This is a genomic window from Variovorax sp. 05N34 (genome assembly GCF_056397405.1).
This window is the reverse complement of record NZ_JBFTNI010000006.1, coordinates 108,440-133,234: the sequence shown is the minus strand read 5'-3', so window position 1 is coordinate 133,234 and position 24,795 is coordinate 108,440. Positions and strand designations below refer to the sequence as shown.

The window sequence follows — 24,795 nt, the reverse complement described above, 5'->3', positions numbered from 1 at the left end:
CATGAGACGGCGCCAGTTTGCTTCACTCGTTGGCGGGACTGCGCTCGCATCCCTCCCTGGATTGCCGGCGTTCGCGGGTCCGCTCGCTCGCTGCGGTGCGCTGAACGCGGGAGACGACCAGCTCGTCGATGCCGTGGTGCTGTGCGGGATGGCTGATCAGCTCGCGGTCTCATCCAACATACATGCCGTGCTGGTCGCCCGCGGAGGGAAGCTGGTGTTCGAGAAGTACTTCAGCGGTCCCGATGAGGTCCCCGGTTTCTTTTCTGGCAGCCGGGTCAAGGATGTCGTCTTCGACACCGACACGCTGCATGATCTGAAATCGGTTTCAAAGAGCGTTGCGTCGCTTGCACTCGGGATCGCCATCGATCGCGGATTGATCCGCAGCGTTGACGAACCGATCTTCAGCTTCTTCCCCGAGTACGCGGATTTGCGTTCGCCTGAAAAGGATCGCATCCAACTGGTGCACGTGCTCACCATGACGATGGGCCTTGAGTGGGTGGAGGCGGCTCCAGCCACCGAGGAGAACAACGATGAGTCGCGCATGCGGCGGGCGGCAGATCCCTGTCGCTACGTCCTTGGCCTGGCGTCCACTGCGCCGCCGGGCCAAGAGTTTTTCTACAACACGGGGGCGCTTGCGCTGGTGTCCGCCATTGTTCGGAAGGCGACAGGACAGCCTCTGGACGAATTCGCCCGGGAAGTGTTGTTCGAGCCTCTGGGCATCACGCAGTTTGAGTGGCGCCGCGTCAAGGGGCATACGGATGCCGGAGGTGGATTGCGCCTGCGTCCGCGCGACATGGCGAAGATCGGACAGCTTGTGCTCGCGGGTGGGCGATGGAACGGCCGACAAACCGTCTCCAGGGAATGGATCGAGACCTCGACGTCCCCAAAGGTCAAGACGACGGACGGTCAGAACTATGGGTATCTGTGGTGGCTCGGCCGCGTCCAGACTCCTGCAGGTGGGGTCCATTGGATTGGCGCACTCGGGCGAGGCGGGCAGTCAATCCGCATCGTCCCCGAGCGCGACCTCGTGGTCGTGGTGACGGCAGGCTACTACCAGGACTACAGCCCGGAAGCGTTCAAGTTGCAGTTCGGGGTTTTCAGGGACGTTCTGCGGGCGCTGCCGCCCCCACGCTGATTGCAGGCCGGCGAGCGCAACGGCGAGACCCTCAGCCCGGAATGTTCGGCTCGACCAGTTGGGCCAATGCGATGAGCGATTCCTGCCAGCCGAGGTAGCACATTTCCGGCGGGATCACCTCCGGGATGCCTTCCTGCACCACCGACATTTCGGTGCCACACGATACGGGCGTGAGCGTCACGGTGGTCTTCATGGCGCCGGGCAGGTTCGCATCATCGAAGGTGGCGTCATAGGAAATGCGCTGGCCCGGAACCAGTTCCAGGTATTTGCCGCCGAAAGAGTGGCTGTTGCAGGTGCCGAAGTTGGTGAAGGACATGCGCCAGGCTCCGCCGACCACCGGTTCCATGCTGTGGACCTTGCCGAGGAATCCGAACGGCGGCAGCCAGCGCTCGAAAGCGGCGGGATCGACAAAGGCGCGATAGATGCGCTCGGCCGGCGCGCGCAGGACGCGGTGCAAACGGACAGTGTTGGTACCCATGAATGTTTTCTCCTGAAGTGCAGAGGACGGCCCTCGTTCATACGACGAACGAGCGCGGGGGAAATCGACATGCCACACGCAGTCTACTTGCGACATATGGCATGTCTCGGGCGGAATGGCCTCCGAAATGAACGCTGGATGAACTTTTTCCATTCGCACACCTTCAACTTGTCGGACGACGGCCGATAAAGGAGGAGCTATGGACAAGCCAGAATCAAGACCTTCGCCGGAACTGCTGACCCGCATCCCGAGAGAGAGCGTTCTCCAGGATGATGGGGAGCACATGCTCGTCTCGACGAGAGGCGTGGAGGGCTCGAAGAGCGATGGCCTCCTTCTCCGGCGATGCGATTTTTCGATCGCGGCGCCGCTGGGCTGTGAGTTCCTCGGCCAATACAGGAAGCGGTCGGACGGCTTTTGGCACGCGACCATGCGCACCAGTCCCAGCGGCAATGGCACCTTCGGGCCACCGCAGGCGGCGATCTATGCGACAGAGCTCGACGCGCTGGTCAACCTCTGGGCCAACCGCCGGCATTTTGGTCTGCGCATGCGGGTTTGAGGATGATCTGCCGGGTGCGGCCAGCGCTGCGCGCGCTGCGCGAGATTCGAACAATCATTGCTTGCACTGGCCCAGGCCAATGGGCACCATACCGCTTCACTTTCGAGGACACAGCTTGGCTGAACGAACATCCGCGTCCGGGCGACGCTCCCAGGCGCAACCTATTGTTCTGGTGCTCATGGGAGTCTCGGGCTGCGGCAAGACGACCGTCGCGGCGATACTCGCGGGCCGACTGGGTTGGCCTTTCGAGGAAGGCGATGAACTGCATCCGCCATCGAACGTCGAGAAGATGAAGGCCGGGCATCCGCTCAACGATGAAGATCGCGCGCCCTGGCTGGAGAAGATCGCCGACTGGGTCGATGCGCGCATCGATGCCGGTGAAAACGGCGTCATCACGTGTTCCGCCCTCAAGCGCTCTTATCGCAACGTGATCAACCGCCGGGGCTCGGGCGTGATGTTCGTCTATCTCGCCGGCTCTCGAGAAATGATTGCCACGCGGCTGGCGGCACGCCACGGCCATTTCATGCCGACGAGTCTGCTGGACAGCCAGTTTGCCGATCTGGAGGAGCCTTCGGAGCCAGAGCCGGCGATCCGGATCGACATCGGACCAGCGGCTGCCGTGCTGTCGCAGTCAATCATCGAAACACTCGGCCTGGAATGAATCCGTCCAACGCGCCGACCGGTCAGCGACGCGCGGCGTCGACGACTTCACGGATCGCGTCGGCCACGATCCGCGGCTGCTCAGATGGATGTAGTGGCGGCTGCGGGTCTCGGTGACATGCCTGGCGCCGGGGAAGCGCTTGGCGAGAGCGTCCTGCGCCGAGACTTGCGCCGACCACAGCGCCTCGATGAACTCGGCGGTCACGTTCGGCGGGAAGGCGCCGCTGGCGATGTCTTGGGCGGTGATCGGGGGCTGGTCGGCCGTCAGGATGGTCATCGGCACCTGGCGCACGCCTGGAGCTGAAGTCACCTGCTCGAAAGAAGCCACCGTGGCGACGCGTTCCGGCAGGAGATTGATCGACTCGAGCACGTCGCGCCGTGCCGGCGTGAGGGCGTCGTACAAGCCGGGCGATCGCGTCGCGCGCGGGCAGCCGATGGGCAAGGCCGGCAGCTCAGGCACTGGCGGCGGGCCGCACGCGCACTTCCAGGTGATGGATCGCTTGTCGGTCCTGCACGCGAACGGCCTGCCCTACGAGTTCGACGCCCTCATGCTCACCGGACGCACGCCGCCGCTCGCCCAGGTGCTGCCGTATTTCGACACGCTGGAGCCAATCCCGATCTCGACCGCGGTCACGGGCGAACGGCGCAACGCGCTGCCGCTCGGCGGCGATGTCGTGAGCTTTCCGGCCGCTCCCTGAGGGGCCGCTCGATCCACGCTCGCCCGCTGGGGCTGTCGTTCGTTCGCGCGGCGTGAAGCGATCTAGTTGCTTGCATTGGGAAAGAACAACTGCTCGCCGCCGATCTTGTAGCTTGCAATCACCGATTGCCCGGCCGGCGAGGTCACCCAGTCGACGAACTTCTGTGCGCCCGCGCTGTTGAGCTGCGGGAATTTCGCGGGGCTGACGACCATCACGCCATACTGGTTGAACAGGCGCTTGTCACCTTCGACGAGCACCGCCAGGTCCGCACGGTTCTTGAAGCTCAGCCAGGTGCCACGATCGCTCATCACGTAGGCACCGCTCGATGCAGCGATGTTGAGCGCCGGCCCCATTCCGCAGCCGCATTCCTTGTAGCCAGCCCCCTTCTTGTCGCTGGGCAAAGGCTGGGCAGATGGGGCAATGCCGGTTTGCGCCCACAACCGGCGCTCGGCCGCATCGGTGCCGCTGTTGTCGCCGCGTGAGACGAAGGGTGCGTTGGCCGCGGCGATCTTCTTCAGCGCGGCGACGATGTCCTTGCCCTTCACGCCGGCCGGGTCGTTCTTCGGCCCGACAAGGACGAAGTCGTTGTACATGACAGGCAGGCGCCTGGCTGCAAAACCTTGCGCGACGAATTTCTCTTCGGCCGCCGTGTCGTGTACGAAGAGCACATCGGCATCGCCGCGCTTGGCCATGTCGATCGCCTGGCCGGTGCCGACTGCCACGACCTTGACGTCGATGTTGCTGGCCTGCTTGAACGCTGGCAGCAGATGCGCAAACAAGCCCGACTGCTCTGTCGACGTGGTCGATGCCATCGTGATCGTCTCTGCTTGTGCAGCCAAGGCGCTCGCCGAGATGAGGAGCGCACAAAATATCTTTCTCATACCAACTCTCCTTTGAGGAACAGGGCAGCTTCATCCGGCAAAGGGCCGGCGAAGAATTCATGAACAGGCAGATCGACCACGATGCGACCGTGCTCCAGATAGATGACACGGCTTGCGAGCCGCTTCACCTGCCCCAGGTTGTGGCTGGCGAACACCAGCGTGCGGCCATTGGCGACCGTGCCTATCAATCGCTCGACTTCGCGCTTGGCAGTGGGGTCCAGGCTCGCGGTCGGTTCGTCGAGGAACAACACGTCCGGCTGCAGCACCCATGCGCGCGCGAGCGCCACGCGCTGCTGCTGCCCGCCCGAGAGCGTGCGCGCGTTTCGCCGCGCGAGGTCGGCCAGCCCGACCCGATCGAGGGCGAGGCTTGCCTGGAACTGCGCCTCGCGCCATCGCGTGCCGTGCAGCCAGAGCGGGAGCGCGACGTTGTTGCGGACGCTGGCGCGCAGCAAGTGCGGCCGCTGGAACAACATGGCCTGCGCCCAGCGCTGAACCTTGTTGTCGAATGTGCCCTCGGCATGCGCCACGAGGCCGTGCAGCACGCGCAGCAAGGTGCTCTTGCCGCTGCCGTTCGCGCCGATCAGTGCGACCCGTTCTCCGGAGCGGATCGACAAACTGACCCCGACGAGGGCCGGCACGTGGCCGAAGCGCACGTCGACACCTTGCAGATCGAATAGCTTCACGAGGCCACCTCGATCCGGCGCCGCGCAGATGCATCGAGCGCGCCGCCGTCAATGCGCTCGCGCCAGCCGCGCAATATTGCAATGCCGATGTTGAGCAACAGCACCACTGCCAGCAGCACGAACCCGAGCGCCAGTGCGAGGGGCAGGTCGCCCTTGCTGGTTTCCAGCGCGATGGCTGTGGTCATCACCCGTGTGAAACCGTCGATGTTGCCGCCCACGATCATCACCGCACCGACTTCGGACACCGCACGGCCGAAGGCGGCGATGACCACGGTGACCAGCGCATAGCGCTCGTCCCACACGAGCAGCAGCGCACGCATGAATGAGCCGGCGCCCAGGGAGCGCAACTGCTCGCCGTGAGCGCGATCGGCATCTTCGATGGTCTGGCGGGCGAGGGCGGTGACCACGGGCAGCACGAGGATCGTCTGCGCGATCACCATCGCCTTGAAGCTGAAGAGCCAGCCCAGGAAGCCGAGCGGCCCCGAGCGCGACAGAAGCAGGTAGACGACGAGCCCCACCACCACCGAAGGCAATGCCAGCAGCGTGTTGAGCAGTGTGAGCAACACGCCGCGCCCGGTGAAGCGGGTCACCGCGAGGCAAGCGCCCATCAAGAGGCCGAAGGTGCATCCCGCGAGGCAAGCCGCTGCGCTGACCGCGAGCGAACGACCGACGATGGACAGCAACACAGGGTCTGCCGAAACAACGAGGCTCCCCGCCGCAGCGGCGCTATCTGCAAAGGTGTTCACGCTCGGCTTGCAATTTCGACGCGAAAGCCCAGCCGGCTCAGCGCCTCGCGAGCCGCTGCCGATTGCAGCAGGGTGATGAAGGCTTGCACCGGCGCACGGTCCCTGCGCGCCTTCGGCACGACGAAGTCATAGCGCTCTTCCTGCACCGGGATGAAGCCGAGGCCGTATTGCCGCGCGACAGTGTCGATCGCCAGGCCCCAGTCGGCGCGCTGCTGCGTGACGGCGACCGCCACTGCGTTGTGCGACTTGGTCTGCACGCCATAGCCTGCCGGCCTGGCGCCGTCGAGCAGGCGGTCGATGAGGATGCGCGTTCCGCTGCCGGCGTTTCGATTCACCATCGTGCATCCGGGCTCGTTGGTTGCCGCTGCGATGGCGGCGCCAGCATCACGCCCCTCGAAGCGCGCATCCGACGCACGGTAGACGATGCCTTGCATGCGACCGTATCCGGTGATCAATTCAAGCGCCGGCGTGAGCAGCGGCCGGTTGTAGACACCGGTCGCCGGGTCCATCAGATGAATGCCCGCCAGATCGCATTCGCCGCGCTTGGCGGCCATCAGCCCGCCGGTGCTGCCGACGTTCATGGCCTTGACGCGAAGCCCCTGGCGCGTCAGCTCGCCGATCAGCCAATCCAGCCCGACGCAATGGCTGCCGATGAAGATGAGGTCGGCGGCATCGAGCCCCTGGCTCAGCAACTGCACCTGCACGGGCGCGCCCGCATCGACGATCTCCGTGTGCTGGCCGATGGTGATGAAGCCATCCGCTCCACTGAAGGTGGTGACCGAGCCCGAACCCTTGCCCATCGGATAGGCCGCCATGCCTGCTTCGCTCGGCACCAAGCCGACCAGGAGGTATTCGGTCCGGCCACGCTCGGAATTCACGCGCATGGGCAGCGTGGCCGCCACATGGTTGCGTCGCTCCGGAGGCAGGCCTGCGAAGGCGCGGATCACTGGCGCCAGGAACTCATGGAACGTGAAGACCGCCGAAGTCGGAAACCCCGGCAGGATCACCACAGGCTTGCCCCGCGTGACAGCCAGGCACACCGGCTTGCCAGGCTTGAGCGCGACACCGTGCGCCACCACGCCAGGGTCGCCAAGCGCGGCAACCACCCGATAGGAGAGGTCGCCTTCGCCCTTGGATGTCCCGCCCGAGAACACCACCGCATCGCAATCGAGCCCCCGCATGAGCGCGGCGGATAGCGCAGCCTCGTCGTCCGGAATCACGCCCAGGCGCACGGGCTCGCCACCGAGTTCCTCGACGGCGGCGCTGATGATGGCTGCGTTGGAGTCGTAGACGGCTCCCGTGGGCAATGGCGCGCCGGGCGCAACGATCTCGTTGCCGGTGGAGAAGATGGCGACGCGCGGCTTGCGGTGGGCGCTGACCTTCGCAAGACCGAGCGCCGCGAGCACGCCGATCTCGCGCGAACTCAGAACCTGCCCAGCGCGCAGCACGGTTTCGCCGCGCGCGATGTCGGTGCCGGCGTAGCTGACGTTCTCGCCCGCCGTGGCGACGCGGCGGATCTGCACGCGGCCATCGTCCGCATCGGCATCGGTGTATTCGACCATCACCACCGCATCGGCGCGGCGCGGCAGCATGCCGCCTGTGGCGATCGCCGTCGCCTGGCCGCTTGCCACCTCGTGGCGCGGAACGATGCCCGGCGCCAGCGTCTCTCCGGTGAGCGCCAGCGTGCGCGCCTGCTCCTCCATCGCGCCCCAGGTGTCGGCGGCCTGCACGGCAAAGCCGTCGACGTTCGAACGATCGAAGCCGGGCACGTCGATAGCGGCGATCACGTCTTCGGCGAGCACTCTGCCCAGAGCGTCGGCGAGGGGAATGGTCTCGGAGCCCAGGGGCGAGAGCTTCAGGTGCTCGCGGAAGCGGCGCTCGGCCTCGTCGCGCGTGACGACATCGAGAAATTGCGATTGGGCTTTCACGGGCACTCGTAGAGATGAACAGTGACTTCAGTCCCGGGCCCGAAGCCTTCGCTTTCGGCGGGAGCGACCACGAAGCCATCGGCCCGCGTGGTCGAGCTCAGCATGGACGCGCCGGACAGCGCAAGCGGCTCGATACCCGATGTGCCGATCTTCACGCGGACGTAGTCGACGCGTCCCACTTGCGAGACGATCTTGCGCGCCACGATGGCGCGTGTCTTGGGGTAGGGCCAGTCGGCGGGCCGCCCGCCGAGTCGACGAATCGCGCGGCCGGCGAAGAAGTCGTAGGCACACAGGCACGAGACGGGATTGCCCGGCAGAAGAAACACCAGCGCGTCGCCCACGCGGCCCATGCCCGCCGGGCTCGAAGGCCGCATCGCGATGCCGTGGATCGCCAGTTCGCCCAGTTCGGCCAGAAGGCGCGGCGCATGGTCCTCGGCGCCCACGCTGGAGCCGCCGGAGACGAGCACGACGTCGGCACCCGCCGCTCCCAGCGCCTGTGCAATGACCCGCGGGTCGTCGCCCAATCGCTGATGGGATTCGAGCAGGCCACCGTCGCGCGCGACCAGGCCACGCAAGGTCATCGAGTTGGCGTCGTAGATCTCGCAAGGCCCCTTGGGTTCGCCGGGCGGGCGCACTTCGTTGCCGGTCACCAGCAGTCGCACACGGGGGCGGCGGACCACCTCCAGATGAGCGAAACCGAGCGAGGCGGCCAAGCCTGTGTCCTGCGGCCGCAGACGCCGGCCGGCGACCAGCGCCGTGGTGCCGCACGCAATGTCTTCGCCGATGTGGCCCACGTGCTGGCCCGGGGCGACGGCCCGCGTGATGGTCAGGCGCCCATCCTGTTCGCTCGCGTATTCGGCCGGCACCACGGCATCCAGTCCGTGCGGCACCGGGGCGCCGGTCATGATGCGCAGCGCTGCGCCCGCGGGCACTGCGCCCTCGAAAGGCCGGCCGGGCCATGCATGCCCCACGAGCGCGAACTCCAGCGGGTTGTAGTCGCCGGCGCCTGTGGTGTCGCTGCCGCGCAGCGCATAGCCGTCCATGGCCGCGCGCTCGAACTCGGGCACCGCGATGGGGGCGATCAGGTCACTCAGAAGCACCCGGTCTGTGGCCTCTTCGACCGCCACGGATTCGCCATGCAGCAGCGGCGTATGGGCGTCGATCCAGGCGAGCGCCGCGGGCACCTCCGCGCGCTGCGTGAAGCCGCGCATGCGCACATCGGCGGGGACGGTTCGTTCGGGTGTCGGCATGCGGCCAGTATAGGATTTGGACGCAGCGGCCTCGCGGACGCGGCGCTTGAGAGATGGCCAGCGCTGCGCTTGCGCGAGAGCGGCGGAATTACTTCTTCGGAGCGGGATTGGTCTCGGCCGAGGTCTGGTTCGAACTCGGCGGGGCAGTCGCCGTGGTGGATGGCGAATGCGCGCCCGAGGCTTCGATCGGCTTGGTCTCGCCCGTCGGCGCCGGGGCCACATACGGGCCCGGGTCCACGCAAGGTGGCGTCGTCATCGCCGTCGGCAACGGCTTGCCGGCTGCTTCGGCACTGGCGCGGTACTTTGCTGCGACCCGGTCTTGCGCCTTGCAGAGCTGGTATGCGTCTCTCTTGGTGTTCCACGCCGTGCGGGCGGCTGCTTCCGCTGCCTTGGCCTGGGCTTCGGGCGTGGGTGCCGGCAGCTTGGCGAACGCCGATGACCCAGCCAATGCGAGCGCCAGCGCACATCGTGTCAGTTCGCGCTTCATACGGAGCTTCCTCGCGCGCTCAGCGGCGTCACTGGGGCCGGGCCCGGATCGCCGGGCTTCGGCGTGCGCTGCGCCGGGATCTTGCCCGCCGCGATGTCGTCGTACCAGAGCCGATGGTGCTCGCGCGCCCAGGTCTCGTCGACGTAGCCTTCGCGCATCGCCTTGTAGGCGCCCGTCATGCCCAGCGTGCCGATGTAGATGTGACCCATGATCAGGGCCACCATGCACAGCGTGGCGACTGCATGCACCATGTGCGCGATCTGCATCGCGCCGCGCGTGTAGACGATGCCCGGCAGCAGCTTGTCCAGGAACAGTCCCGAGCCGATGACGATGCTGCCAAGAAAGAGCACGCCGCCCCAGAACACCAGCTTCTCGCCGGCGTTGAAGCGATGCGACGCGGGCTCCTTGCCGCCGAACAGGCCGCCGCCGTGCCGCAGCCAGGTGATGTCCTCCGCGCGCGGCCAGTTGCTTCGAATGAAGATGAAGATCATGAAGATCGTGGTCACGACAAACAGAGGCCCGACAAAGTTGTGCACGGTCTTGAGCACATAGGTGAGATAGCCGAACAGAGATCCGCCAAGCACTGGCAGAAGGAAAAACCTGCCGAATGCCATCACGATGCCCGACAGCGCGAGCGTGACGAACGCGATGGCATTGGACCAATGCACGGCGCGCTCGAAGGGCGTGAAGCGCTCGATCTTGCGGCCGGTCTTCGCACCATGCAGGCGCATCGGGCCGCGCGTGAAGTAGAAGATCGCCAGCGCCAGCAGCGTGACGAAGAGCAGCGCTGCGCCATATGGAATGATCCAGTCGTTGCGCACCTGGCGCCAAGCCTCGCCGGCGTTGGTGAAGCGCGAGCCTGGATACTGCACGAAGCGCTGGATCAGGTTGCCGGCTTCCGGCGCCTCGCTCAGGGGCAGGCTGCTGTAGCCGGTGACGCCCCCGCTTACCTGGCGCCACATCGGCGCGTTGTTGCCGGGCTGTACCCGGTTGCGCTCGCCGTTGGTCTGTGTGAGGTAGTTCGGGTCGGCGCTGGCCTCGGGCTTGACCTCGAAGATGTTCTGACTACGGATGCCGCCTTCTGCTTGCGGCGCCGGCGCAGCAGCCTGTGCCAGCGCCGCCACACCGCACCCCAGCAGCGTGGCTGCCAGCGCCGCGGTCAACGCCTGGCGGATGCGGTCGGTGAAGCTCATGCGCATGCGGCCTCCGGCTCAGTTTTCCTTGGTGTACTCGTTCTGACCGTCGGAGCGAAGCTTGATCTGCTGCTCCCACGCGTTCTTGTCGCCGACCTTCCAACCGGGCGCGGTGAAGGCTGTTGCGGTGTTGGGCTGCGTGCCCGTGCCACTCCAGGGTGTCGCGTCGTACTTCACGCCCTCGGCGTTCGTCTGCGGCTTCTCGGTGCAGGCAGCAAGGAGCGTCGCACTGGACGCAAGCGCGAGGAAGGCCACTGTCGCGGACCTCACTTCTTTTCTCCAGCAGGGGCAGGGGGGTTTCCGGCCTGCTGCGAACCGTAGGCCGTGCCCCAGCCCCAGACCTCGGCGCCTTTGCCGCGATGCAACACGCGAGTGCGAAAAATGTCTGCCACCACGTCACCGTCCCCGGCCAGGAGCGCCTTTGTCGAGCACATCTCGGCGCAGGCGGGCAGCTTGCCTTCGGCCAGGCGGTTGCGGCCGTACTTCTCGAACTCCGCTTCCGAGCCGTTGGCTTCGGGGCCGCCGGCGCAGAAGGTGCACTTGTCCATCTTGCCGCGCGCTCCGAATCTTCCCTCCGACGGAAACTGCGGTGCGCCGAATGGACAGGCATAGGAGCAGTAGCCGCAGCCGATGCACACGTCCTTGTCATGCAGCACCACGCCTTCCTCGGTGCGGTAGAAGCATTGCACGGGGCACACCGCCATGCAGGGCGCGTCGGAGCAATGCATGCAGGCCACCGAGATCGACTTCTCACCCGGCACGCCGTCGTTGAGCGTGACCACGCGGCGGCGGTTCACGCCCCATGGCACCTCGTTCTCGTTCTTGCATGCCGTGACACAGCCGTTGCATTCGATGCAACGCTCGGAATCGCAGACGAACTTCATTCTTGCCATGGCAGCTCCTAGGCTTTCTCGATGTTGCAGATCGTGGTCTTGGTCTCTTGCATCATGGTGACGCTGTCATAGCCGTAGGTGGTTGACGTATTGATCGCCTCGCCACGCACGATCGGCGCCGCGCCGGTCGGGTAGTAGGCGAGCAGGTCCGCGCCCTGCCAGCGGCCCGAGAAGTGGAACGGCATGAACACCGTGTCGGGCCCGACGCGCTCGGTCACCAGGGCCTGGACGTTGAGCTTGGCGCCGGTGGGCGTATGCACCCAGGCACGCTCGCCATTGCGGATGTTCTTCTCGGCCGCGACCTTCGGATGGATCTCGATGAACATCTCCTGCTGCAACTCGGCCAGCCAGGGGTTGGAGCGCGTTTCCTCGCCGCCGCCTTCGTACTCCACGAGCCGCCCCGAAGTCATGATGTAGGGGAACTTCTCGGCCAGCTTGTCGGCAATGTTCTTCTGCTGGATGCTCTTGTAGAGCGTGGGCAGGCGCCAGAACGCCATCTTGTCGTCGTGCGTCGGATACTTCACTGCCAGGTCGGGCCGCGTGCCGTAGAGCGGCTCGCGATGCTGCGGAATCCCGTCCGGAAAGTTCCACACCACCGCTCGCGCCTTCGCATTGCCGAAGGGATGGCAGCCGTGGTTCTTCATGAACACGCGAATCATCCCGCCGGAGTTGTCCGTCTTCCAGTTCTTGCCTTCAGCCTTGGGCTTTTCGGCGTCGGTGAGTTCGTCCCACCAGCCCAGCTTCTTCAGCAGCAGGTGGTCGACCTCGGGGTAGCCCGTGGTGATGTCGGCGCCGAGCGAGCAGGAGCCGTCCTCGGCCAGGAGATTCTTGCCGTCGCGCTCCACGCCGAAGTTCGCGCGGAAGTTGCCGCCGCCATTCATCACGTGCTTGGAGGTGTCATAGAGATTTGGCGAGCCGGGGTGCTTGAGTTCCGGAGTTCCGTAGCAGGGCCACGGCAAGCCGAAGTAGTCGCCTTCGATGTCGTAGCCGTTGACCTTGTCCTTGACGGAGCCCTTGGCCTTGAGGGTGCGCACGTCGAAGGCGCCCATGTTGCGCATGTGGGCCTGAAGCCGCTCGGGGCTCTGGCCCGTGTAGCCGACCGCCCAGCAGGACCTGTTGATCTCGCGCAGGATGTCGTCGGGCAAGGGCTCGTCCATGCCCTTGACCTTCTGCATCTTGTAGTTCTTGCTGAGCTCCTTGCCGAAGCCAAGGCGATCGGCAAACTGCTGCATGATCATCTGATCGCTGCGGCTTTCCCACAGCGGATCGATGACCTTCTCGCGCCACTGCAGCGAACGATTGGAGGCCGTGACGGAGCCGCTGGTCTCGAACTGCGTGCAGGCCGGCAGCAGATAGACCGCGCGGTTCGGGTTCTGGTCCTCGGGCCGGCCCGGCATCGCGGCCATCGCTGCCGTGGCCGATGGGTAGGGGTCGACCACCACCAGCAGGTCGAGCTTGTCCATGGCCCGCTTCATCTCGAGCCCGCGCGTCTGCGAATTGGGCGCATGTCCCCAGTAGAAGACGCCGCGCAGGTTCGAATCCTGGTCGATCAGCTCGTTCTTCTCGAGCACCCCGTCGATCCATCGCGAGACGGTGATGCCTGGCTTGGTCATCATCGCGGGCGATGCGAAGCGGCCTTTGATCCAGTCGTAGTCCACGCCCCAGACCCCGGCGAAGTGCCTCCACGAACCCTCGACCAGACCGTAGTAGCCCGGCAGCGAGTCGGGATTGGGGCCGACATCGGTGGCACCCTGCACGTTGTCGTGGCCGCGGAAGATGTTGGTGCCGCCACCTGCCGTGCCGACATTGCCCAGGGCAAGCTGGAGGATGCAGGAGGCTCGCACGATGGCGTTGCCGATCGTGTGCTGCGTCTGCCCCATGCACCACACGACGGTGCCCGGGCGGTTCTCGTTGAGCAAGGTCGCGATCTTGAGAACCTGGGCTTCGTTGACGCCGCAGGCCTCCTCGACCTTGTCGGGCGTCCACTTGGAGAGAACGTCCGCGCGAACCTCCTCCATCCCGTAGACGCGATCGTTGATGTACTTCTTGTCTTCCCAACCGTTCTTGAAGATGTGGTGCAGGATTCCGAACAGAAACGGAATGTCCGAGCCCGAGCGAATGCGCACGTATTCGTCCGCCTTCGCTGCCGTGCGTGTGAATCGCGGATCGACCACGATCATCTTGCAGCCGTTCTCCTTGGCGTGCAGGATGTGCAGCATGCTGACCGGATGCGCTTCGGCCGCGTTCGAGCCGATGTACATCGCGACCTTCGCATTGCGCATGTCGTTGTACGAGTTGGTCATGGCGCCGTAGCCCCATGTGTTCGCGACACCCGCGACCGTGGTGGAGTGACAGATGCGCGCCTGGTGGTCGCAGTTGTTGCTCCCGAAGAAGCTGACGAACTTGCGCAGCAGGTAGGACTGCTCGTTGCTGTGCTTGCTCGACCCGATCCAGTAGATGGCGTCAGGACCGCTGGCCTTGGTGAGTTCCTTGAGCCTGGCGACGATTTCGTCGAGCGCGGTGTCCCAGCTGATGCGCTCGTACTTGCCGTTGACGAGCTTCATCGGATAGCGCAGCCGGTACTCGCCATGGCCGTGCTCGCGCAATGCCGCACCTTTTGCGCAGTGGGCGCCGAGATTGAGCGGGGAATCGAACACCGGCTCCTGGCGCACCCACACGCCGTTCTCGACCACCGCATCGGAGGCGCAACCGACCGAGCAATGCGAACAGACCGTGCGCTTGACTTCGATCTTGCCGGCACCGAGCCCCACAGGCGTGGCGTCGGCGGCCTGCGCCTTGCGCATGAGCGTGAGTTGGCCGGCGGCCACGCCGACCCCGACGCCGAGGCCCGAGCGCCGCAGGAAGGCGCGCCTGTCCATGGTCGGCAAGGCGTTCGCGAGACCGCGCCGAAGACTGTCGACGAACGGCGAGACGGCTGCAGACCCACCGGCGGCGCTTCGACCGGGATTGCCTGGAGCTTTTCTTGTCAGCAGCATCGGGAGTTCCTCAGGCAGACGCGGTCTTGTAGTACCGCTTGACGTGCTCGCTAAGGGAATACCCGCCTCCCTTTTCGGGGGCAGGCGGCAGGGCTGAAGGAGCGACCGCCGGCGGCGGATCGACGACCTTTGGCAACACGGAGACGGCCGTGACGGCGGCGCCAAGGGACGCACCGCCAAGGAAGAATTTCCGACGGGATGCCGGCTTGGGGCCGGCGCACTGGCTGTCCTGCATATTGACTCCAGGAGTGGCTAGAGTTAACGAGACGTCGAATCCGCTACTTGTCCTGAAATGCTAGTCCAGGCCGCAGCCGTGGGCAACCGCGTATTCCGCTAGCTCCAGTTCAGCACGACCTTGTTTCAGGCCAGCATGTCGAAAGCCTGCGTCTCCACTTCCGCGAACGCGCGCGTGAAGGCAGCGAGCACCGCGTAGAACCGCGCCTTCGGATGCTGAGACACTCTCTCGCACAAAGCCGGCAGCCACGGCTGGATGTGCTTTGCAAACATGGCCTGCTGCTGGGTCAGGTTCGCGACCTCAACGTCGTCCTCGGCGATCAGGTAGCGCATCACTTCGAACAGGCAGGCGATATGGTCTTCGGTTTCGGAGATGGTCTCGGCACGCGTGAGGCCCAGCCGATCAAGATCGTTGCGCAGCTGCACGAGTGGCTTGTCGTTGAGAAAGCCACTCATGTAGTGCGAGCCGAAAAGGTCGATCTCGGGCTTGCCGAGGCCGCCGAAGAGCGCGTCGTATTCGTCGTGCGCGGCGGCGGCGCTGGTGTCGCTCGCGATGCCCACGAGTCGGCGCCACGGTTCTTCGAGAAAGGCACCAGTGGCGGGCGCTTCCGTTGGTGCAACCCGGAAGGCATCGAGCAGCTCGGCGTCCGGTGGCGCATACCAGAGCCGCGCCAGCAGGCCGTAGAGCTCGGCGCGTGCGATCTCCTCGTCCAGTGCCGAGGACGTGGGAAGCTGGTGGCTCATAAAGGCGCGATCTTCACTTCGTCGGTGGCGCTGTAGATGTCGATGACCCGACAGTCGCTGCACATCTTGAGGCGCTCGATCGCTTCACCCTGGAACATCGCATGGCCAGCCAGTCTGCCGAGCATGGCCTCGATCGCCTTTTGCGTGCCGAAGGGCTTGCCGCAGCGGATGCAAGCCCAAGGCTTTGCCTCGTTCAGAAGCACCGACTGCTTGCGCTCGGGCGAAGCCAGCAAGCGTGGCACGAGCGAGATCGCGTCCTCGGGACAGGTCGTCGCGCACAGGCCGCACTGAACGCAGTTCTTCTCGATGAAGCGCAGCTGTGGCGCACTCTGGCTGTCCTGCAATGCGCCGGCAGGACAGGCGCTGACGCAGGCGAGGCAAAGGGTGCACTTTTCCTTGTCGACCGCGACGGCGCCAAGCGGAGAGCCCGCGGGCAGCGCGACCGCCAACGATGCTTCGGCCTGCGCTGCCAAGGCGGGCGCTGCGCTCATCAGGTGATCGAGCGCCATCTCGAGCCGGTTGCGCTTGTCGGCTCCTGCCGTGAAACGGGCCGCGATGGCGGGCACGCGCTGCGCCGTCGTGCTCAAACCCGCAAGCGCGGCATCCAGCACGGCCGTCGAGTTCGTGTCGACCACGTGAAAATGCGTGCCGGAGTAGCCCAGGCCCCGCAACAGCGCCTGTGCGATTTCCATCTGCTTCTTGAGCGCCGTCACGTACTGTGGCGCTTCTTCGCCGGTGCTCAGCGCAATCACCTGAGAGGCGCCAAAAGCGATGGCACCGAGCCAAAGGTCGACGCCCGTGCTCGCCACATGGAAGAGGCCCACCGGAATCACCCGCGCCGGCAGGCCCTGCGCCTTGCCAAGTTGCGCCTGCCTTCCGAGCTGTTCGACCAGTGTCTGCCCGCCCTCCTGGCTGTGCAGCAGCAGTGCCGCATCGCGGCCACCCGACGCGCCGTAGGTCGCCAGCAGCGTGCGCAGCTTGAGCCCCTGGTCGGACGCACGCGGATAGGTGTAGCCCAGTGCCCCCGTGGGGCACACGGTGGTGCAGGCGCCGCACCCGATGCACAGGCTCGGGTTGACCACGATGCGCTGCCGGTCCTTCTCGCTGCTGATGGCATGGGCCGAGCACACTTCGACGCAGGCGTTGCAGCCGACCACCTCGTTGCGGCTGTGCGCGCAAAGACTCTGCCGGTAATCGAAGAACTTCGGCTTTTCGAACTCCCCGACCATCTCGCGCAGGCGCAGCAGCGTCTGCAGGCCTTCGGCATGCGCGACTCCGCCTGGCAGGTGAAAGTAGCCCTGCGGCGGCGCGTGCCAGTCGATGCGCGGCTCAGTGCCGAGATCGAGCACCAGGTCGAAGGCCGCGTCGAGCACCTGCGGCTCGCGACTGAAATCGATCGCACCAGCGACGGTGCAGGCGCGCTCGCAATCCCGGTGCGATGTGCACTTGGCGTTGTCGACCTGGTAGTCCAGCCCGATCGCCTGTTCCGGGCAGGCGGCAACGCAGGCGTTGCAGCGGGTGCACAGGTCGAGGTCGATCGCGTTGTCGCGCGTCCAGCGAAGCGTGAACGCGCCGAGCCAGCCCGTGAGCGAGTCGATATGCCCTGCGATCACGGGCCAACGGCGTTCCTGCGCGCCGCCAAGTACGCCGGGACCCTGCGCCAGGAGAGTCACTTCGAGCGTGTCGCCGACCAGCGTTGCCGCACGCTCGGCCGCATCGAGTGCGCCGATGATCAGCAGCCGCCCATGGCTCGTGTAGCCCACGGTCGCGACGGGCTCGGGCTCAGGCAGCGCGGCCGCTGCCAGCAGCGCCGCGATCTTGGGCATTGCATGTTTCGCGTCGCGGCTCCAGCCGCCGGTTTCGCGAATGTTGACGAAGCGGATCGGCGAGACAGCGTCGGGCGTGCTCGTGGCGAGCTCGCCGAACAGCCGCTTTTCCTGGGTGCAGGCGACCACCACGTCGTCGCCGGACTGGATCGCGCGCTGGAAGGACGGCGCTTCGCGGCGGCACAGCGCCGAGTGCAAGGGAAGCGTTTCAGCCAGCGCCGTTCCGAGGGTTTTGGCCTCGAGTGGCATCGTCTGGTTGCAGTCGCAGATCAGCGTGGTCGTCATCGCTCTCTTGGCTGGCCGGCTGCGCTTCGGCAACCGGCGGGCTTGGAATTTCACCGGAATCCCGAGACTGTGCCACGTCCTCTTCCTCCGTGGTCCTAGGGGGTTCCGCGGGGGGCGGCTCGCGCACTTCGTCGAAAAGCTTCAGGAAGCTGGCGCTCGCCATTTGGCGCAGGACGCTGTCGGGCAGCGGCATGGGCTTCGAATAGTCGTCGACGTAGGTGTCGAGGCCGTCCATTGTGTTGAAGTGGGGATCGGAGAAAAGCTTTTTGAAGGCCGCATTCCTGACCTCGGGCGCGACCTCTTTGGCCACGAAGGGCCTGTAGTCCGATTCGACACCCAGCCCCTGCACATCCACGAGGGTGAGCGCCGGTGTCGCCGGAGGTTTTTCGCCTTCGGCTTCGGGCCCGGAGGCTGGGGCGGAAGCGGCCGGCGCACTCGCAGCCGCTGTCACCGGAGCGGGCGCCAGCGCGGGCACCGGCACGGGTGCTTCTTCCGGTGCTGTCTTTCCGACCCGCATCTCCTGCTTGCGCCGCGACCATCGCCCCATGAAGCCTTCAGACATCGCCAGCCCCCCGTCCGCGCCTCTTTTCAGTGGTCACGCTCGCGGCATTGCCGAAGCGGTCCACCAGCGGCCGGAAGCTCTCGGGCCGCCGACGGCGCTTGGGCTCGATCACGTAGTGCGCGTCGACGAACGCGCGCAGCCAGTCGATCACCTCCGGCGGCGCCGGCACCTGCTCGACCGTTTCCTGCGCGTCCAGCCAGCGACCGGCTTCGTAGTAGCTCAAGGTCACGACGACCGGGCGGGGGATTGGCTCAGGGCCGAGCGTCGCCTCCTCGTCCATGCGCCAGAGAACGAACCAACACGGGGCCGGCGCGGTGGCGTTCAGATGGTAGCCCTCGGCTTCGTCTCGAAACAGCTCGACCTTGAAGCCGGGGTGCAGCCAATGCTGCTCGCCGCTCTCGCAGTGCAGCATGCGCGGCTCGGTGCCGAAACCCGGCTCGTCGGGCATCACGCGCTCGAGGCGCCAGCGCCACTGCTGCCAGCGGCTGGAGGGGCCATGCAGGCGCTCGCGGCGCATGACGACGGCCACGTCGAGCGTTGGGCGACCGGCGCCATCGGGCGCTGGAGTTCCGGACGAGGGCATGAAGTGAACAATAGCCGATGCTGATGGTTGCCGTCATTCATTCCTTGAATCGGCCTATTGCGCAATCGTATTTGACCCAGCGGGCGCGCTCGACGACAGTCCGCACCACGCAAAAAGGGCATCGCATGCCCAGGCATCGACAGCGAACGTATCACTGTCAGCCTGGGCTTGAGCCATCGATAACAATCAAGCCGATACAGCAGGAACGACCCACCCTATGAATCACCCAGGTCAGCGCAACGAGGTCAAGGCGGTGGCAATCGCGTCGGCCGAAGATCTTCGCCAGCGCATTCGCAGCAAGAGCAAGCTCAAAGGCCGTCAGCCCGATGAGGTTTCGATTGCCGAAGTCCGCGCCCTCATCGGCGAGCGCCCCGCGGAAGGCCATCGCCGCGACTTGCTGATCGAGAACCTGCACAAGATCAACGATGCGTGGCGGGGCCTGCAAGAGCGGCACATGGTGGCCCTGGCCAAGGAGATGAACATCCCGATGGCCGAGGTCTACGAAGTGGCAACCTTCTATCACCACTTCGATGTCGTTCGAGCCGGCGACCAGGCCGCGACATTGACCGTGCGTGTGTGCGACAGCCTGGCGTGCGAGCTGGGCGGTGCGCAGGACTTGCTGGCAAGGCTGCCTTCAATCCTTGGCAGCGAAGTGCGTGTGATTGCCGCGCCTTGCATCGGTCGGTGCGAGCAGGCGCCCGCCGTCGCGGTGCATCAGACGGCTGTGCCACTGGCGACTGTGGAAAAGGTCGCGCAGGCTGTCGAGGTGGAACGCAAGAGGTCCGCCGCAGACATGCCCGCACGCCCTGGACACTCTTCTCCGATGCCCTTCGACGTCGCGTCCTTCGCTGAAAAGAGCGTTTCGCCTCCAGTCGCCCAAGTCGAAGCGACACCCCCGGCGACCGGCTACGCAACCTACCGTGCGAACGGCGGCTATGCGCTCGCGGCAGCAGTCGCCAGCGGAACGAAGGCGCACGAGTCCATCATCAAGGCCATGGAAGATTCGGGCCTGCGCGGCCTCGGCGGCGCGGGCTTTCCGGCGGGCCGCAAATGGCGCATCGTCCGCGACCAGCCGGCACCGCGACTGATGGCAGTGAACATCGACGAAGGCGAGCCGGGCACCTTCAAGGACCGAACCTATCTCGAGCGCGACCCCCACCGCTTTCTCGAAGGCCTGGTGATTGCGGCGCAGGTGGTGGGCACCGACGTTTGCTACGTGTACCTGCGTGACGAATACCACGACTGCCGCGCACTGCTGCAGTCCGAGCTGGACAAGCTCTATGCGGACCCGCCCTGCACGCTGCCGCGGATCGAGCTTCGGCGCGGCGCTGGCGCCTACATCTGCGGCGAGGAGTCCGCGATGATCGAAAGCATCGAAGGCAAGCGCGGAGAGCCTCGCATGCGGCCTCCTTACATCGCGCAGGTCGGCCTTTTCGGTCGCCCGACGCTGGAGCACAACTTCGAAACGCTCTACTGGGTGCGTGACATCGTGGAGAAGGGGCCGCAGTGGTTTTCGGGCTTCGGCCGCAACGGACGCAAGGGACTGCGATCGTTCAGCGTGAGCGGCCGTGTCGCGGAGCCCGGCGTCAAGCTGGCTCCCGCAGGCATCACGGTGCGCGAGCTGATCGACGAATACTGCGGCGGCATGTTGCCCGGCCATGAGTTCTATGCGTACCTGCCGGGCGGCGCCTCAGGCGGCATCCTGCCGGCCTCGATGGGCGACGTGCCGCTTGACTTCGACACCCTGCAGCCGCACGGCTGCTTCATCGGTTCGGCCGCTGTCATGGTCCTCGGTCACCAGGACAAGGCGCGTGACGCGGCACTGAACGTCATGCGCTTCTTCGAGCATGAAAGCTGCGGCCAATGCACGCCGTGCCGCGTCGGTACAGGCAAGGCCGCGGCCCTGATGCAGGCACCCGTTTGGGACAACGTCACGCTCGAAGATCTGAGCCAGGTCATGGGCGATGCATCCATCTGCGGACTGGGCCAGGCGGCGCCGAACCCGATCCGCTGCGTGCAGAAATACTTCCCGCAGGAAGTCGGCGAAAAGGGCACGCCGCCCTTCGTTCCGCCACCGAAGAACCCCGCGGCAACCGAACAAGGGAAAGCAGCATGAACGCCCCGGCACGCATCGCGGAATTGACGCCGCAAACCGTGGAGTTTCAGCTCGACGGGCAAACCATTCAGGCCTTCGAAGGCGAAACGATCCTCGCGGCCGGCGCCCGGCACGGCGTCGACATCCCGCGCCTTTGCTTCAAGGACGGCTACCGCCCCGACGGCAACTGCCGGGCCTGTGTCGTCGAGGTCAAGGGCGAACGCACGCTCGCGGCGAGTTGCTGCCGCAACGTCACGGCTGGCATGGAAGTGCAATCGACCAGCGAACGTGCACGCAAGAGCCAGAAGATGGTCGTGGAGATGCTGCTGTCCGACATGCCCGACCAAGGCTACAAGTGGGTCGGCGACGATGAATCGCAGCAGCACGGCGAACTCAGCGCCTGGGCCAGCAAGCTGGGAATCCAGGTGCGCCCCGAACTCAGGGCCCTGAGGCGGGAGCAGCCGGCGTCGGACGTCAGCCATCCCGCGATGGCGGTGAACCTGGACGCCTGCATCCAGTGCAATCGCTGCGTGCGTGCATGCCGCGAAGAGCAGGTCAACGACGTGATCGGCTATGCCTTGCGCGGCGAAGCGAGCAAGATCGTGTTCGACCTGGACGACCCGATGGGGGCGAGCACGTGCGTGGCTTGCGGGGAATGCGTTCAAGCCTGCCCGACCGGCGCGCTGATGCCCAAGTCGCACATCGGGCCGCAGGCGGTGGACCGCAAGGTCGATTCGGTCTGCCCGTTCTGCGGCGTTGGCTGCCTCATCACCTACAACGTCAAGGACGAGAAGATCGTCAGCGTCGATGGCCGCGACGGCCCGGCCAACCACAGCCGCCTGTGCGTGAAGGGTCGCTTCGGCTATGACTACGTCGACCACCCGCAGCGCCTGACCAAGCCGCTGATTCGCAAGCCCGGCTTCCCCAAGGACGAAACGGACGCACCGCGGCCCGGCCACTGGAGCGAAGCCTTTCGCGAAGCAAGCTGGGAAGAAGCGCTCGCCTACGCATCGGGCGAACTGGTTCGGCTGCGCGACACGCATGGCAAGAAGTCGCTGGCCGGTTTCGGCTCGGCCAAGGGCAGCAACGAAGAGGCGTACTTGTTCCAGAAGCTGGTCCGCACCGGCTTCGGCAGCAACAACGTGGACCACTGCACGCGCCTATGCCATGCATCGAGCGTCGCGGCATTGCTGGAGGGCGTGGGCTCGGGCGCGGTGAGCAATCAGGTCAACGATATCGAGCACTCGGACATGGTGATCGTGATCGGGTCGAATCCGACGGCCAATCATCCGGTCGCCGCGACCTGGATGAAGAACGCGGCGAAACGGGGCACGAAGATCGTCCTCGCCGATCCACGCATCACCGACATCGGCAAGCACGCATGGCGCACGCTGCAGTTCAAGGCCGACACCGATGTCGCCATGCTGAACGCGCTGATCCACGTGATCATCGAAGAGGGCCTGACGGACGAGCAGTTCGTTCGCGAGCGCGCGAACAACTTCGAAGCGCTGCGCGAGAACGTCAAGGGATACAGCCCTGAGGCGATGGAGCCCATCTGCGGCATTCCTGCGCAGACTTTGCGCGAAGTGGCTCGCGAGTTTGCCAAGGCCAAGGGTGCCATGATCTTGTGGGGCATGGGCATCAGCCAGCACGTGCATGGCACCGACAACGCGCGCTGCCTGATCGCGCTGGTCACCGTTGCGGGGCAGATCGGCAAGCCGGGCTCCGGCTTGCACCCTTTGCGCGGACAGAACAACGTGCAGGGCGCCAGCGATGCCGGCCTGATCCCGATGATGTTCCCCAACTACCAGCGCGTCGACAACGCCGGCGCGCATGCGTGGTTCGAGGATTTCTGGGGCATGAAGCTCGACGAGAAGCCGGGCTACACCGTCGTCGAAATCATGCACAAGGCATTGGCGCCCGACAGCGATCCCCACAAGATCCGCGGCATGTACATCATGGGTGAGAACCCCGCGATGAGCGACCCCGACCTGAACCACGCGCGGCATGCATTGGCCTCGCTGGAGCACCTGGTGGTGCAGGACATCTTCATGACCGAAACCGCCTGGCTGGCCGACGTGGTGCTGCCCGCAACCGCCTGGCCCGAGAAGACCGGCACCGTGAGCAATACCGACCGCATGGTGCAGCTTGGCAAGCGCGCGCTGAACGCGCCGGGCGAAGCGAAGCCGGACCTGTGGATCATCCAGCAGATCGCGAAGCGCATGGGCCTCACATGGGACTACCCGGGCGAAGAGAGCGGCGTGGCTGCCGTGTATGAAGAAATGCGCCAAGCCATGCATGCGGCCATCAACGGCATCACGTGGGAGCGGCTGCAGCGCGAATCGAGCGTGACCTATCCGTGCCTTTCCGCGGAGGACCCGGGGTCGCCCACGGTGTTCATCGAGAACTTCCCGACAGCGGATGGCCGCGTGACGCTCGTGCCGGCGGACATCATTCCGGCCGATGAGCGTCCGGACGCCGAATATCCATTCGTTCTGATCACGGGCCGTCAGCTGGAGCACTGGCATACGGGCAGCATGACCCGCCGCGCGACAGTGCTCGATGCGCTGGAGCCGATGGCCACCGCGTCCATGAATGGCAGTGACCTGGCTGCCATGGACCTGGCACCGGGCGACGTCATCACCGTGCAGTCGCGCCGCGGCGAGGTGGCGATCCACATCCGCCGCGATGACGGCACGCCGCACGGCGCGGTCTTCATGCCCTTTGCCTACTACGAAGCGGCGGCCAACCTGATGACCAATGCGGCGCTGGACCCCTTCGGCAAGATTCCGGAGTTCAAGTATTGCGCGGTGCGCATCCAGCGCGGCGGCGAGCCGAAACCGGCGGCAGGCTACGGCACGGGATCGATCAACCCGAGGACGAACGAGCCCGTGCTCCCATGACCGATCAGCAATGCGCGTCGGCCGGCGAACTCGACGAACTCGAGGCCGAGGACGAAGCGCCCTCGGCCTTCGAAGCCGTCTCGCTTCCGAGGCAGGCAGACGCGCCTCGCATGAGCCAGGCGAGCGCCGCGCTGCTGCGCCGCATCGAGATCGTCGACCAGCACGGTGAGCATCGCCCGATTCATATTCCGGCCGAGCGGCCGTTGACGGTCTTCGTCGACAAGCGCGAACTCGTGACGTTGATGACCTTGGGCGCGTCGCCGGAGTTGCTGGTGCTCGGCTACCTGCTCAATCAGAACCTCATAGAGCGTGCGAGCCAAGTCGAGAGCATCCACGTCGACTGGGAGGTTGGCGCGGCGGCCGTCAAAACGCATGCGGGCGTCAAGGACCTCGGCAAGAAGACCGCGCGACGGGTCGTGACGACAGGGTGTGGGCAAGGCACCGTCTTCGGCGATGCAATGTCGCAGATCGATGCGGTGCGCTTGCCGACCGCGGAAACGGCACGCATCGCCCAGGGCACGTTGCTGCGCATCCTGGAGCTGATGCGATCGCGGAACAGCGTGCATCGGCAGGCGGGTTCGGTGCATGGCTGTGCGCTTTTTCATGGAAGCGACATGCTGGTCTTTGTCGAGGACGTGGGACGTCACAACGCGATCGACACCATCGCCGGGTGGATGGCCATCCACGGCATTTCCGGCGGTGACAAGACCTTCTACACGACCGGTCGCCTGACGAGCGAGATGGTCATGAAGTCGGCCCATATGGGTGTGCCGATCATCGTTTCGCGCAATGGCGTCACGGCCATGGGGCACGAACTGGCAGAAAAGCTGGGCATGACGCTTTTCGGGCGTGCGGCCAATCGCCACTTTCTTTGCTATGTCGGGTCTGAGAGGTTCGATGCCGAACGGATGTAGGCCGGCCGGGACCCTGGCCTTCTACTGAGGCAATACCGGAAGCCGCCGCGCGACGTCCAGGATCT

General features: G+C 65.6%; 22 protein-coding genes and 1 pseudogene. 7 read left to right on the top strand and 16 right to left on the bottom strand.

Features of this window, described 5'->3' with window-relative positions:
- The first annotated feature begins 1 nt into the window (after position 1).
- Positions 2-1,135 (top strand): serine hydrolase domain-containing protein, encoded by a 1,134-nt coding sequence (locus tag AC1DMA_RS17675; RefSeq protein ID WP_478145023.1) that lies wholly within the window; start codon positions 2-4, stop codon positions 1,133-1,135.
- A 31-nt stretch (positions 1,136-1,166) separates the two neighbouring features.
- On the opposite strand, the gene AC1DMA_RS17670 is transcribed toward AC1DMA_RS17675, so the two are convergent.
- Entirely contained in the window at positions 1,167-1,613 is a 447-nt protein-coding gene (locus AC1DMA_RS17670; RefSeq protein WP_478145022.1) for an SRPBCC family protein, read from the bottom strand.
- A 199-nt stretch (positions 1,614-1,812) separates the two neighbouring features.
- Here AC1DMA_RS17670 and AC1DMA_RS17665 point away from each other — a divergent pair, with 199 nt between their 5' ends.
- Together AC1DMA_RS17665 and AC1DMA_RS17660 are read left to right on the top strand one after the other, a co-directional pair.
- Positions 1,813-2,169, top strand: a complete 357-nt coding sequence (locus tag AC1DMA_RS17665) for a hypothetical protein (RefSeq protein ID WP_478145021.1) — start codon at positions 1,813-1,815, stop codon at positions 2,167-2,169.
- A gap of 115 nt (positions 2,170-2,284) precedes the next feature.
- Positions 2,285-2,830 (top strand): gluconokinase, encoded by a 546-nt coding sequence (locus AC1DMA_RS17660; protein WP_478145020.1) that lies wholly within the window; start codon positions 2,285-2,287, stop codon positions 2,828-2,830.
- Here AC1DMA_RS17660 and AC1DMA_RS17655 read toward each other — a convergent pair.
- Complete coding sequence (locus AC1DMA_RS17655) at positions 2,801-3,232, bottom strand: hypothetical protein (protein WP_478145019.1); 432 nt, start codon at positions 3,230-3,232, stop codon at positions 2,801-2,803. The genes AC1DMA_RS17660 and AC1DMA_RS17655 overlap by 30 nt on opposite strands.
- On the opposite strand from AC1DMA_RS17655, the gene AC1DMA_RS17650 reads away from it, so the two are divergent.
- Entirely contained in the window at positions 3,216-3,527 is a 312-nt protein-coding gene (locus AC1DMA_RS17650) for a M23 family metallopeptidase (RefSeq protein WP_478145018.1), read from the top strand. The genes AC1DMA_RS17655 and AC1DMA_RS17650 overlap by 17 nt on opposite strands.
- Before the next feature lie 62 nt (positions 3,528-3,589).
- Here the strand turns inward: AC1DMA_RS17650 and AC1DMA_RS17645 are convergent, their stop codons facing one another.
- From AC1DMA_RS17645 to AC1DMA_RS17580, 14 genes and pseudogenes are all read right to left on the bottom strand, one after another.
- Complete coding sequence (locus AC1DMA_RS17645) at positions 3,590-4,408, bottom strand: ABC transporter substrate-binding protein (protein WP_478145017.1); 819 nt, start codon at positions 4,406-4,408, stop codon at positions 3,590-3,592.
- Positions 4,405-5,025 (bottom strand): annotated as a pseudogene (locus AC1DMA_RS17640) (ATP-binding cassette domain-containing protein); the annotation flags it as partial. The pseudogene AC1DMA_RS17640 and the gene AC1DMA_RS17645, both read right to left, overlap by 4 nt.
- A 62-nt stretch (positions 5,026-5,087) precedes the next feature.
- Positions 5,088-5,837, bottom strand: a complete 750-nt coding sequence (locus AC1DMA_RS17635; protein WP_478145016.1) for an ABC transporter permease — start codon at positions 5,835-5,837, stop codon at positions 5,088-5,090.
- The gene (locus AC1DMA_RS17630) at positions 5,834-7,765 is read right to left on the bottom strand and encodes a molybdopterin biosynthesis protein (protein ID WP_478145015.1); all 1,932 of its coding nucleotides are present in this window, start codon (positions 7,763-7,765) and stop codon (positions 5,834-5,836) included. Before AC1DMA_RS17630 ends, AC1DMA_RS17635 begins: the two co-directional genes overlap by 4 nt.
- Positions 7,762-9,015, bottom strand: a complete 1,254-nt coding sequence (locus tag AC1DMA_RS17625; protein WP_478127920.1) for a molybdopterin molybdotransferase MoeA — start codon at positions 9,013-9,015, stop codon at positions 7,762-7,764. The genes AC1DMA_RS17630 and AC1DMA_RS17625 overlap by 4 nt, the downstream gene beginning before the upstream one ends.
- Positions 9,016-9,103: 88 nt before the next feature.
- On the bottom strand, positions 9,104-9,502 hold the full coding sequence (locus AC1DMA_RS17620; RefSeq protein WP_478145014.1) for a hypothetical protein: 399 nt from the start codon (positions 9,500-9,502) through the stop codon (positions 9,104-9,106).
- On the bottom strand, positions 9,499-10,701 hold the full coding sequence (locus AC1DMA_RS17615) for a formate dehydrogenase subunit gamma (RefSeq protein WP_478145013.1): 1,203 nt from the start codon (positions 10,699-10,701) through the stop codon (positions 9,499-9,501). The genes AC1DMA_RS17620 and AC1DMA_RS17615 overlap by 4 nt, the downstream gene beginning before the upstream one ends.
- A gap of 12 nt (positions 10,702-10,713) precedes the next feature.
- Positions 10,714-10,965, bottom strand: a complete 252-nt coding sequence (locus tag AC1DMA_RS17610; protein WP_478145012.1) for a hypothetical protein — start codon at positions 10,963-10,965, stop codon at positions 10,714-10,716.
- The gene (gene fdh3B / locus AC1DMA_RS17605) at positions 10,962-11,588 is read right to left on the bottom strand and encodes a formate dehydrogenase FDH3 subunit beta (RefSeq protein WP_478127923.1); all 627 of its coding nucleotides are present in this window, start codon (positions 11,586-11,588) and stop codon (positions 10,962-10,964) included. The genes AC1DMA_RS17610 and fdh3B overlap by 4 nt, the downstream gene beginning before the upstream one ends.
- Positions 11,589-11,596: 8 nt before the next feature.
- The gene (locus AC1DMA_RS17600) at positions 11,597-14,584 is read right to left on the bottom strand and encodes a formate dehydrogenase subunit alpha (protein WP_478145011.1); all 2,988 of its coding nucleotides are present in this window, start codon (positions 14,582-14,584) and stop codon (positions 11,597-11,599) included.
- Positions 14,585-14,944: 360 nt separating this feature from the next.
- Positions 14,945-15,562 (bottom strand): TorD/DmsD family molecular chaperone, encoded by a 618-nt coding sequence (locus tag AC1DMA_RS17595; RefSeq protein ID WP_478145010.1) that lies wholly within the window; start codon positions 15,560-15,562, stop codon positions 14,945-14,947.
- Positions 15,559-17,637 carry a 4Fe-4S binding protein gene (locus tag AC1DMA_RS17590; protein ID WP_478145190.1) on the bottom strand — a complete coding sequence of 693 codons (2,079 nt, stop codon included), beginning with the start codon at positions 17,635-17,637 and terminating at the stop codon, positions 15,559-15,561. The genes AC1DMA_RS17595 and AC1DMA_RS17590 overlap by 4 nt, the downstream gene beginning before the upstream one ends.
- A complete protein-coding gene (locus tag AC1DMA_RS17585) occupies positions 17,597-18,235 on the bottom strand; it encodes a DUF3306 domain-containing protein (RefSeq protein WP_478145009.1) in 639 nt (212 codons plus the stop codon). Before AC1DMA_RS17585 ends, AC1DMA_RS17590 begins: the two co-directional genes overlap by 41 nt.
- Positions 18,228-18,818 (bottom strand): DUF3305 domain-containing protein, encoded by a 591-nt coding sequence (locus AC1DMA_RS17580; protein ID WP_478127927.1) that lies wholly within the window; start codon positions 18,816-18,818, stop codon positions 18,228-18,230. The genes AC1DMA_RS17585 and AC1DMA_RS17580 overlap by 8 nt, the downstream gene beginning before the upstream one ends.
- Positions 18,819-19,035: 217 nt before the next feature.
- Here AC1DMA_RS17580 and AC1DMA_RS17575 point away from each other — a divergent pair, with 217 nt between their 5' ends.
- The 3 genes from AC1DMA_RS17575 to AC1DMA_RS17565 are packed head-to-tail and all read left to right on the top strand — an operon-like array spanning position 19,036 to position 24,730.
- Complete coding sequence (locus AC1DMA_RS17575; protein ID WP_478145008.1) at positions 19,036-20,934, top strand: NADH-ubiquinone oxidoreductase-F iron-sulfur binding region domain-containing protein; 1,899 nt, start codon at positions 19,036-19,038, stop codon at positions 20,932-20,934.
- The gene (gene fdhF / locus AC1DMA_RS17570; protein ID WP_478145007.1) at positions 20,931-23,816 is read left to right on the top strand and encodes a formate dehydrogenase subunit alpha; all 2,886 of its coding nucleotides are present in this window, start codon (positions 20,931-20,933) and stop codon (positions 23,814-23,816) included. Before AC1DMA_RS17575 ends, fdhF begins: the two co-directional genes overlap by 4 nt.
- On the top strand, positions 23,813-24,730 hold the full coding sequence (locus AC1DMA_RS17565; protein ID WP_478127930.1) for a formate dehydrogenase accessory sulfurtransferase FdhD: 918 nt from the start codon (positions 23,813-23,815) through the stop codon (positions 24,728-24,730). Before fdhF ends, AC1DMA_RS17565 begins: the two co-directional genes overlap by 4 nt.
- The last annotated feature ends 65 nt before the right edge of the window (positions 24,731-24,795 follow it).

Excerpts from the sequence above, each read along its gene's own strand:
- AC1DMA_RS17675 (WP_478145023.1), top strand. The coding sequence starts at position 2 with ATGAGACGGCGCCAGTTTGCTTCACTCGTTGGCGGGACTGCGCTCGCA.
- AC1DMA_RS17670 (WP_478145022.1), bottom strand. The coding sequence starts at position 1,613 with ATGGGTACCAACACTGTCCGTTTGCACCGCGTCCTGCGCGCGCCGGCC.
- AC1DMA_RS17665 (WP_478145021.1), top strand. The coding sequence starts at position 1,813 with ATGGACAAGCCAGAATCAAGACCTTCGCCGGAACTGCTGACCCGCATC.
- AC1DMA_RS17645 (WP_478145017.1), bottom strand. The coding sequence starts at position 4,408 with ATGAGAAAGATATTTTGTGCGCTCCTCATCTCGGCGAGCGCCTTGGCT.
- AC1DMA_RS17625 (WP_478127920.1), bottom strand. The coding sequence starts at position 9,015 with ATGCCGACACCCGAACGAACCGTCCCCGCCGATGTGCGCATGCGCGGC.
- AC1DMA_RS17620 (WP_478145014.1), bottom strand. The coding sequence starts at position 9,502 with ATGAAGCGCGAACTGACACGATGTGCGCTGGCGCTCGCATTGGCTGGG.
- AC1DMA_RS17615 (WP_478145013.1), bottom strand. The coding sequence starts at position 10,701 with ATGCGCATGAGCTTCACCGACCGCATCCGCCAGGCGTTGACCGCGGCG.
- fdh3B (WP_478127923.1), bottom strand. The coding sequence starts at position 11,588 with ATGGCAAGAATGAAGTTCGTCTGCGATTCCGAGCGTTGCATCGAATGC.
- AC1DMA_RS17600 (WP_478145011.1), bottom strand. The coding sequence starts at position 14,584 with ATGCTGCTGACAAGAAAAGCTCCAGGCAATCCCGGTCGAAGCGCCGCC.
- AC1DMA_RS17595 (WP_478145010.1), bottom strand. The coding sequence starts at position 15,562 with ATGAGCCACCAGCTTCCCACGTCCTCGGCACTGGACGAGGAGATCGCA.
- AC1DMA_RS17590 (WP_478145190.1), bottom strand. The coding sequence starts at position 17,637 with ATGCCACTCGAGGCCAAAACCCTCGGAACGGCGCTGGCTGAAACGCTT.
- AC1DMA_RS17585 (WP_478145009.1), bottom strand. The coding sequence starts at position 18,235 with ATGTCTGAAGGCTTCATGGGGCGATGGTCGCGGCGCAAGCAGGAGATG.
- AC1DMA_RS17580 (WP_478127927.1), bottom strand. The coding sequence starts at position 18,818 with ATGCCCTCGTCCGGAACTCCAGCGCCCGATGGCGCCGGTCGCCCAACG.
- AC1DMA_RS17575 (WP_478145008.1), top strand. The coding sequence starts at position 19,036 with ATGAATCACCCAGGTCAGCGCAACGAGGTCAAGGCGGTGGCAATCGCG.
- fdhF (WP_478145007.1), top strand. The coding sequence starts at position 20,931 with ATGAACGCCCCGGCACGCATCGCGGAATTGACGCCGCAAACCGTGGAG.
- AC1DMA_RS17565 (WP_478127930.1), top strand. The coding sequence starts at position 23,813 with ATGACCGATCAGCAATGCGCGTCGGCCGGCGAACTCGACGAACTCGAG.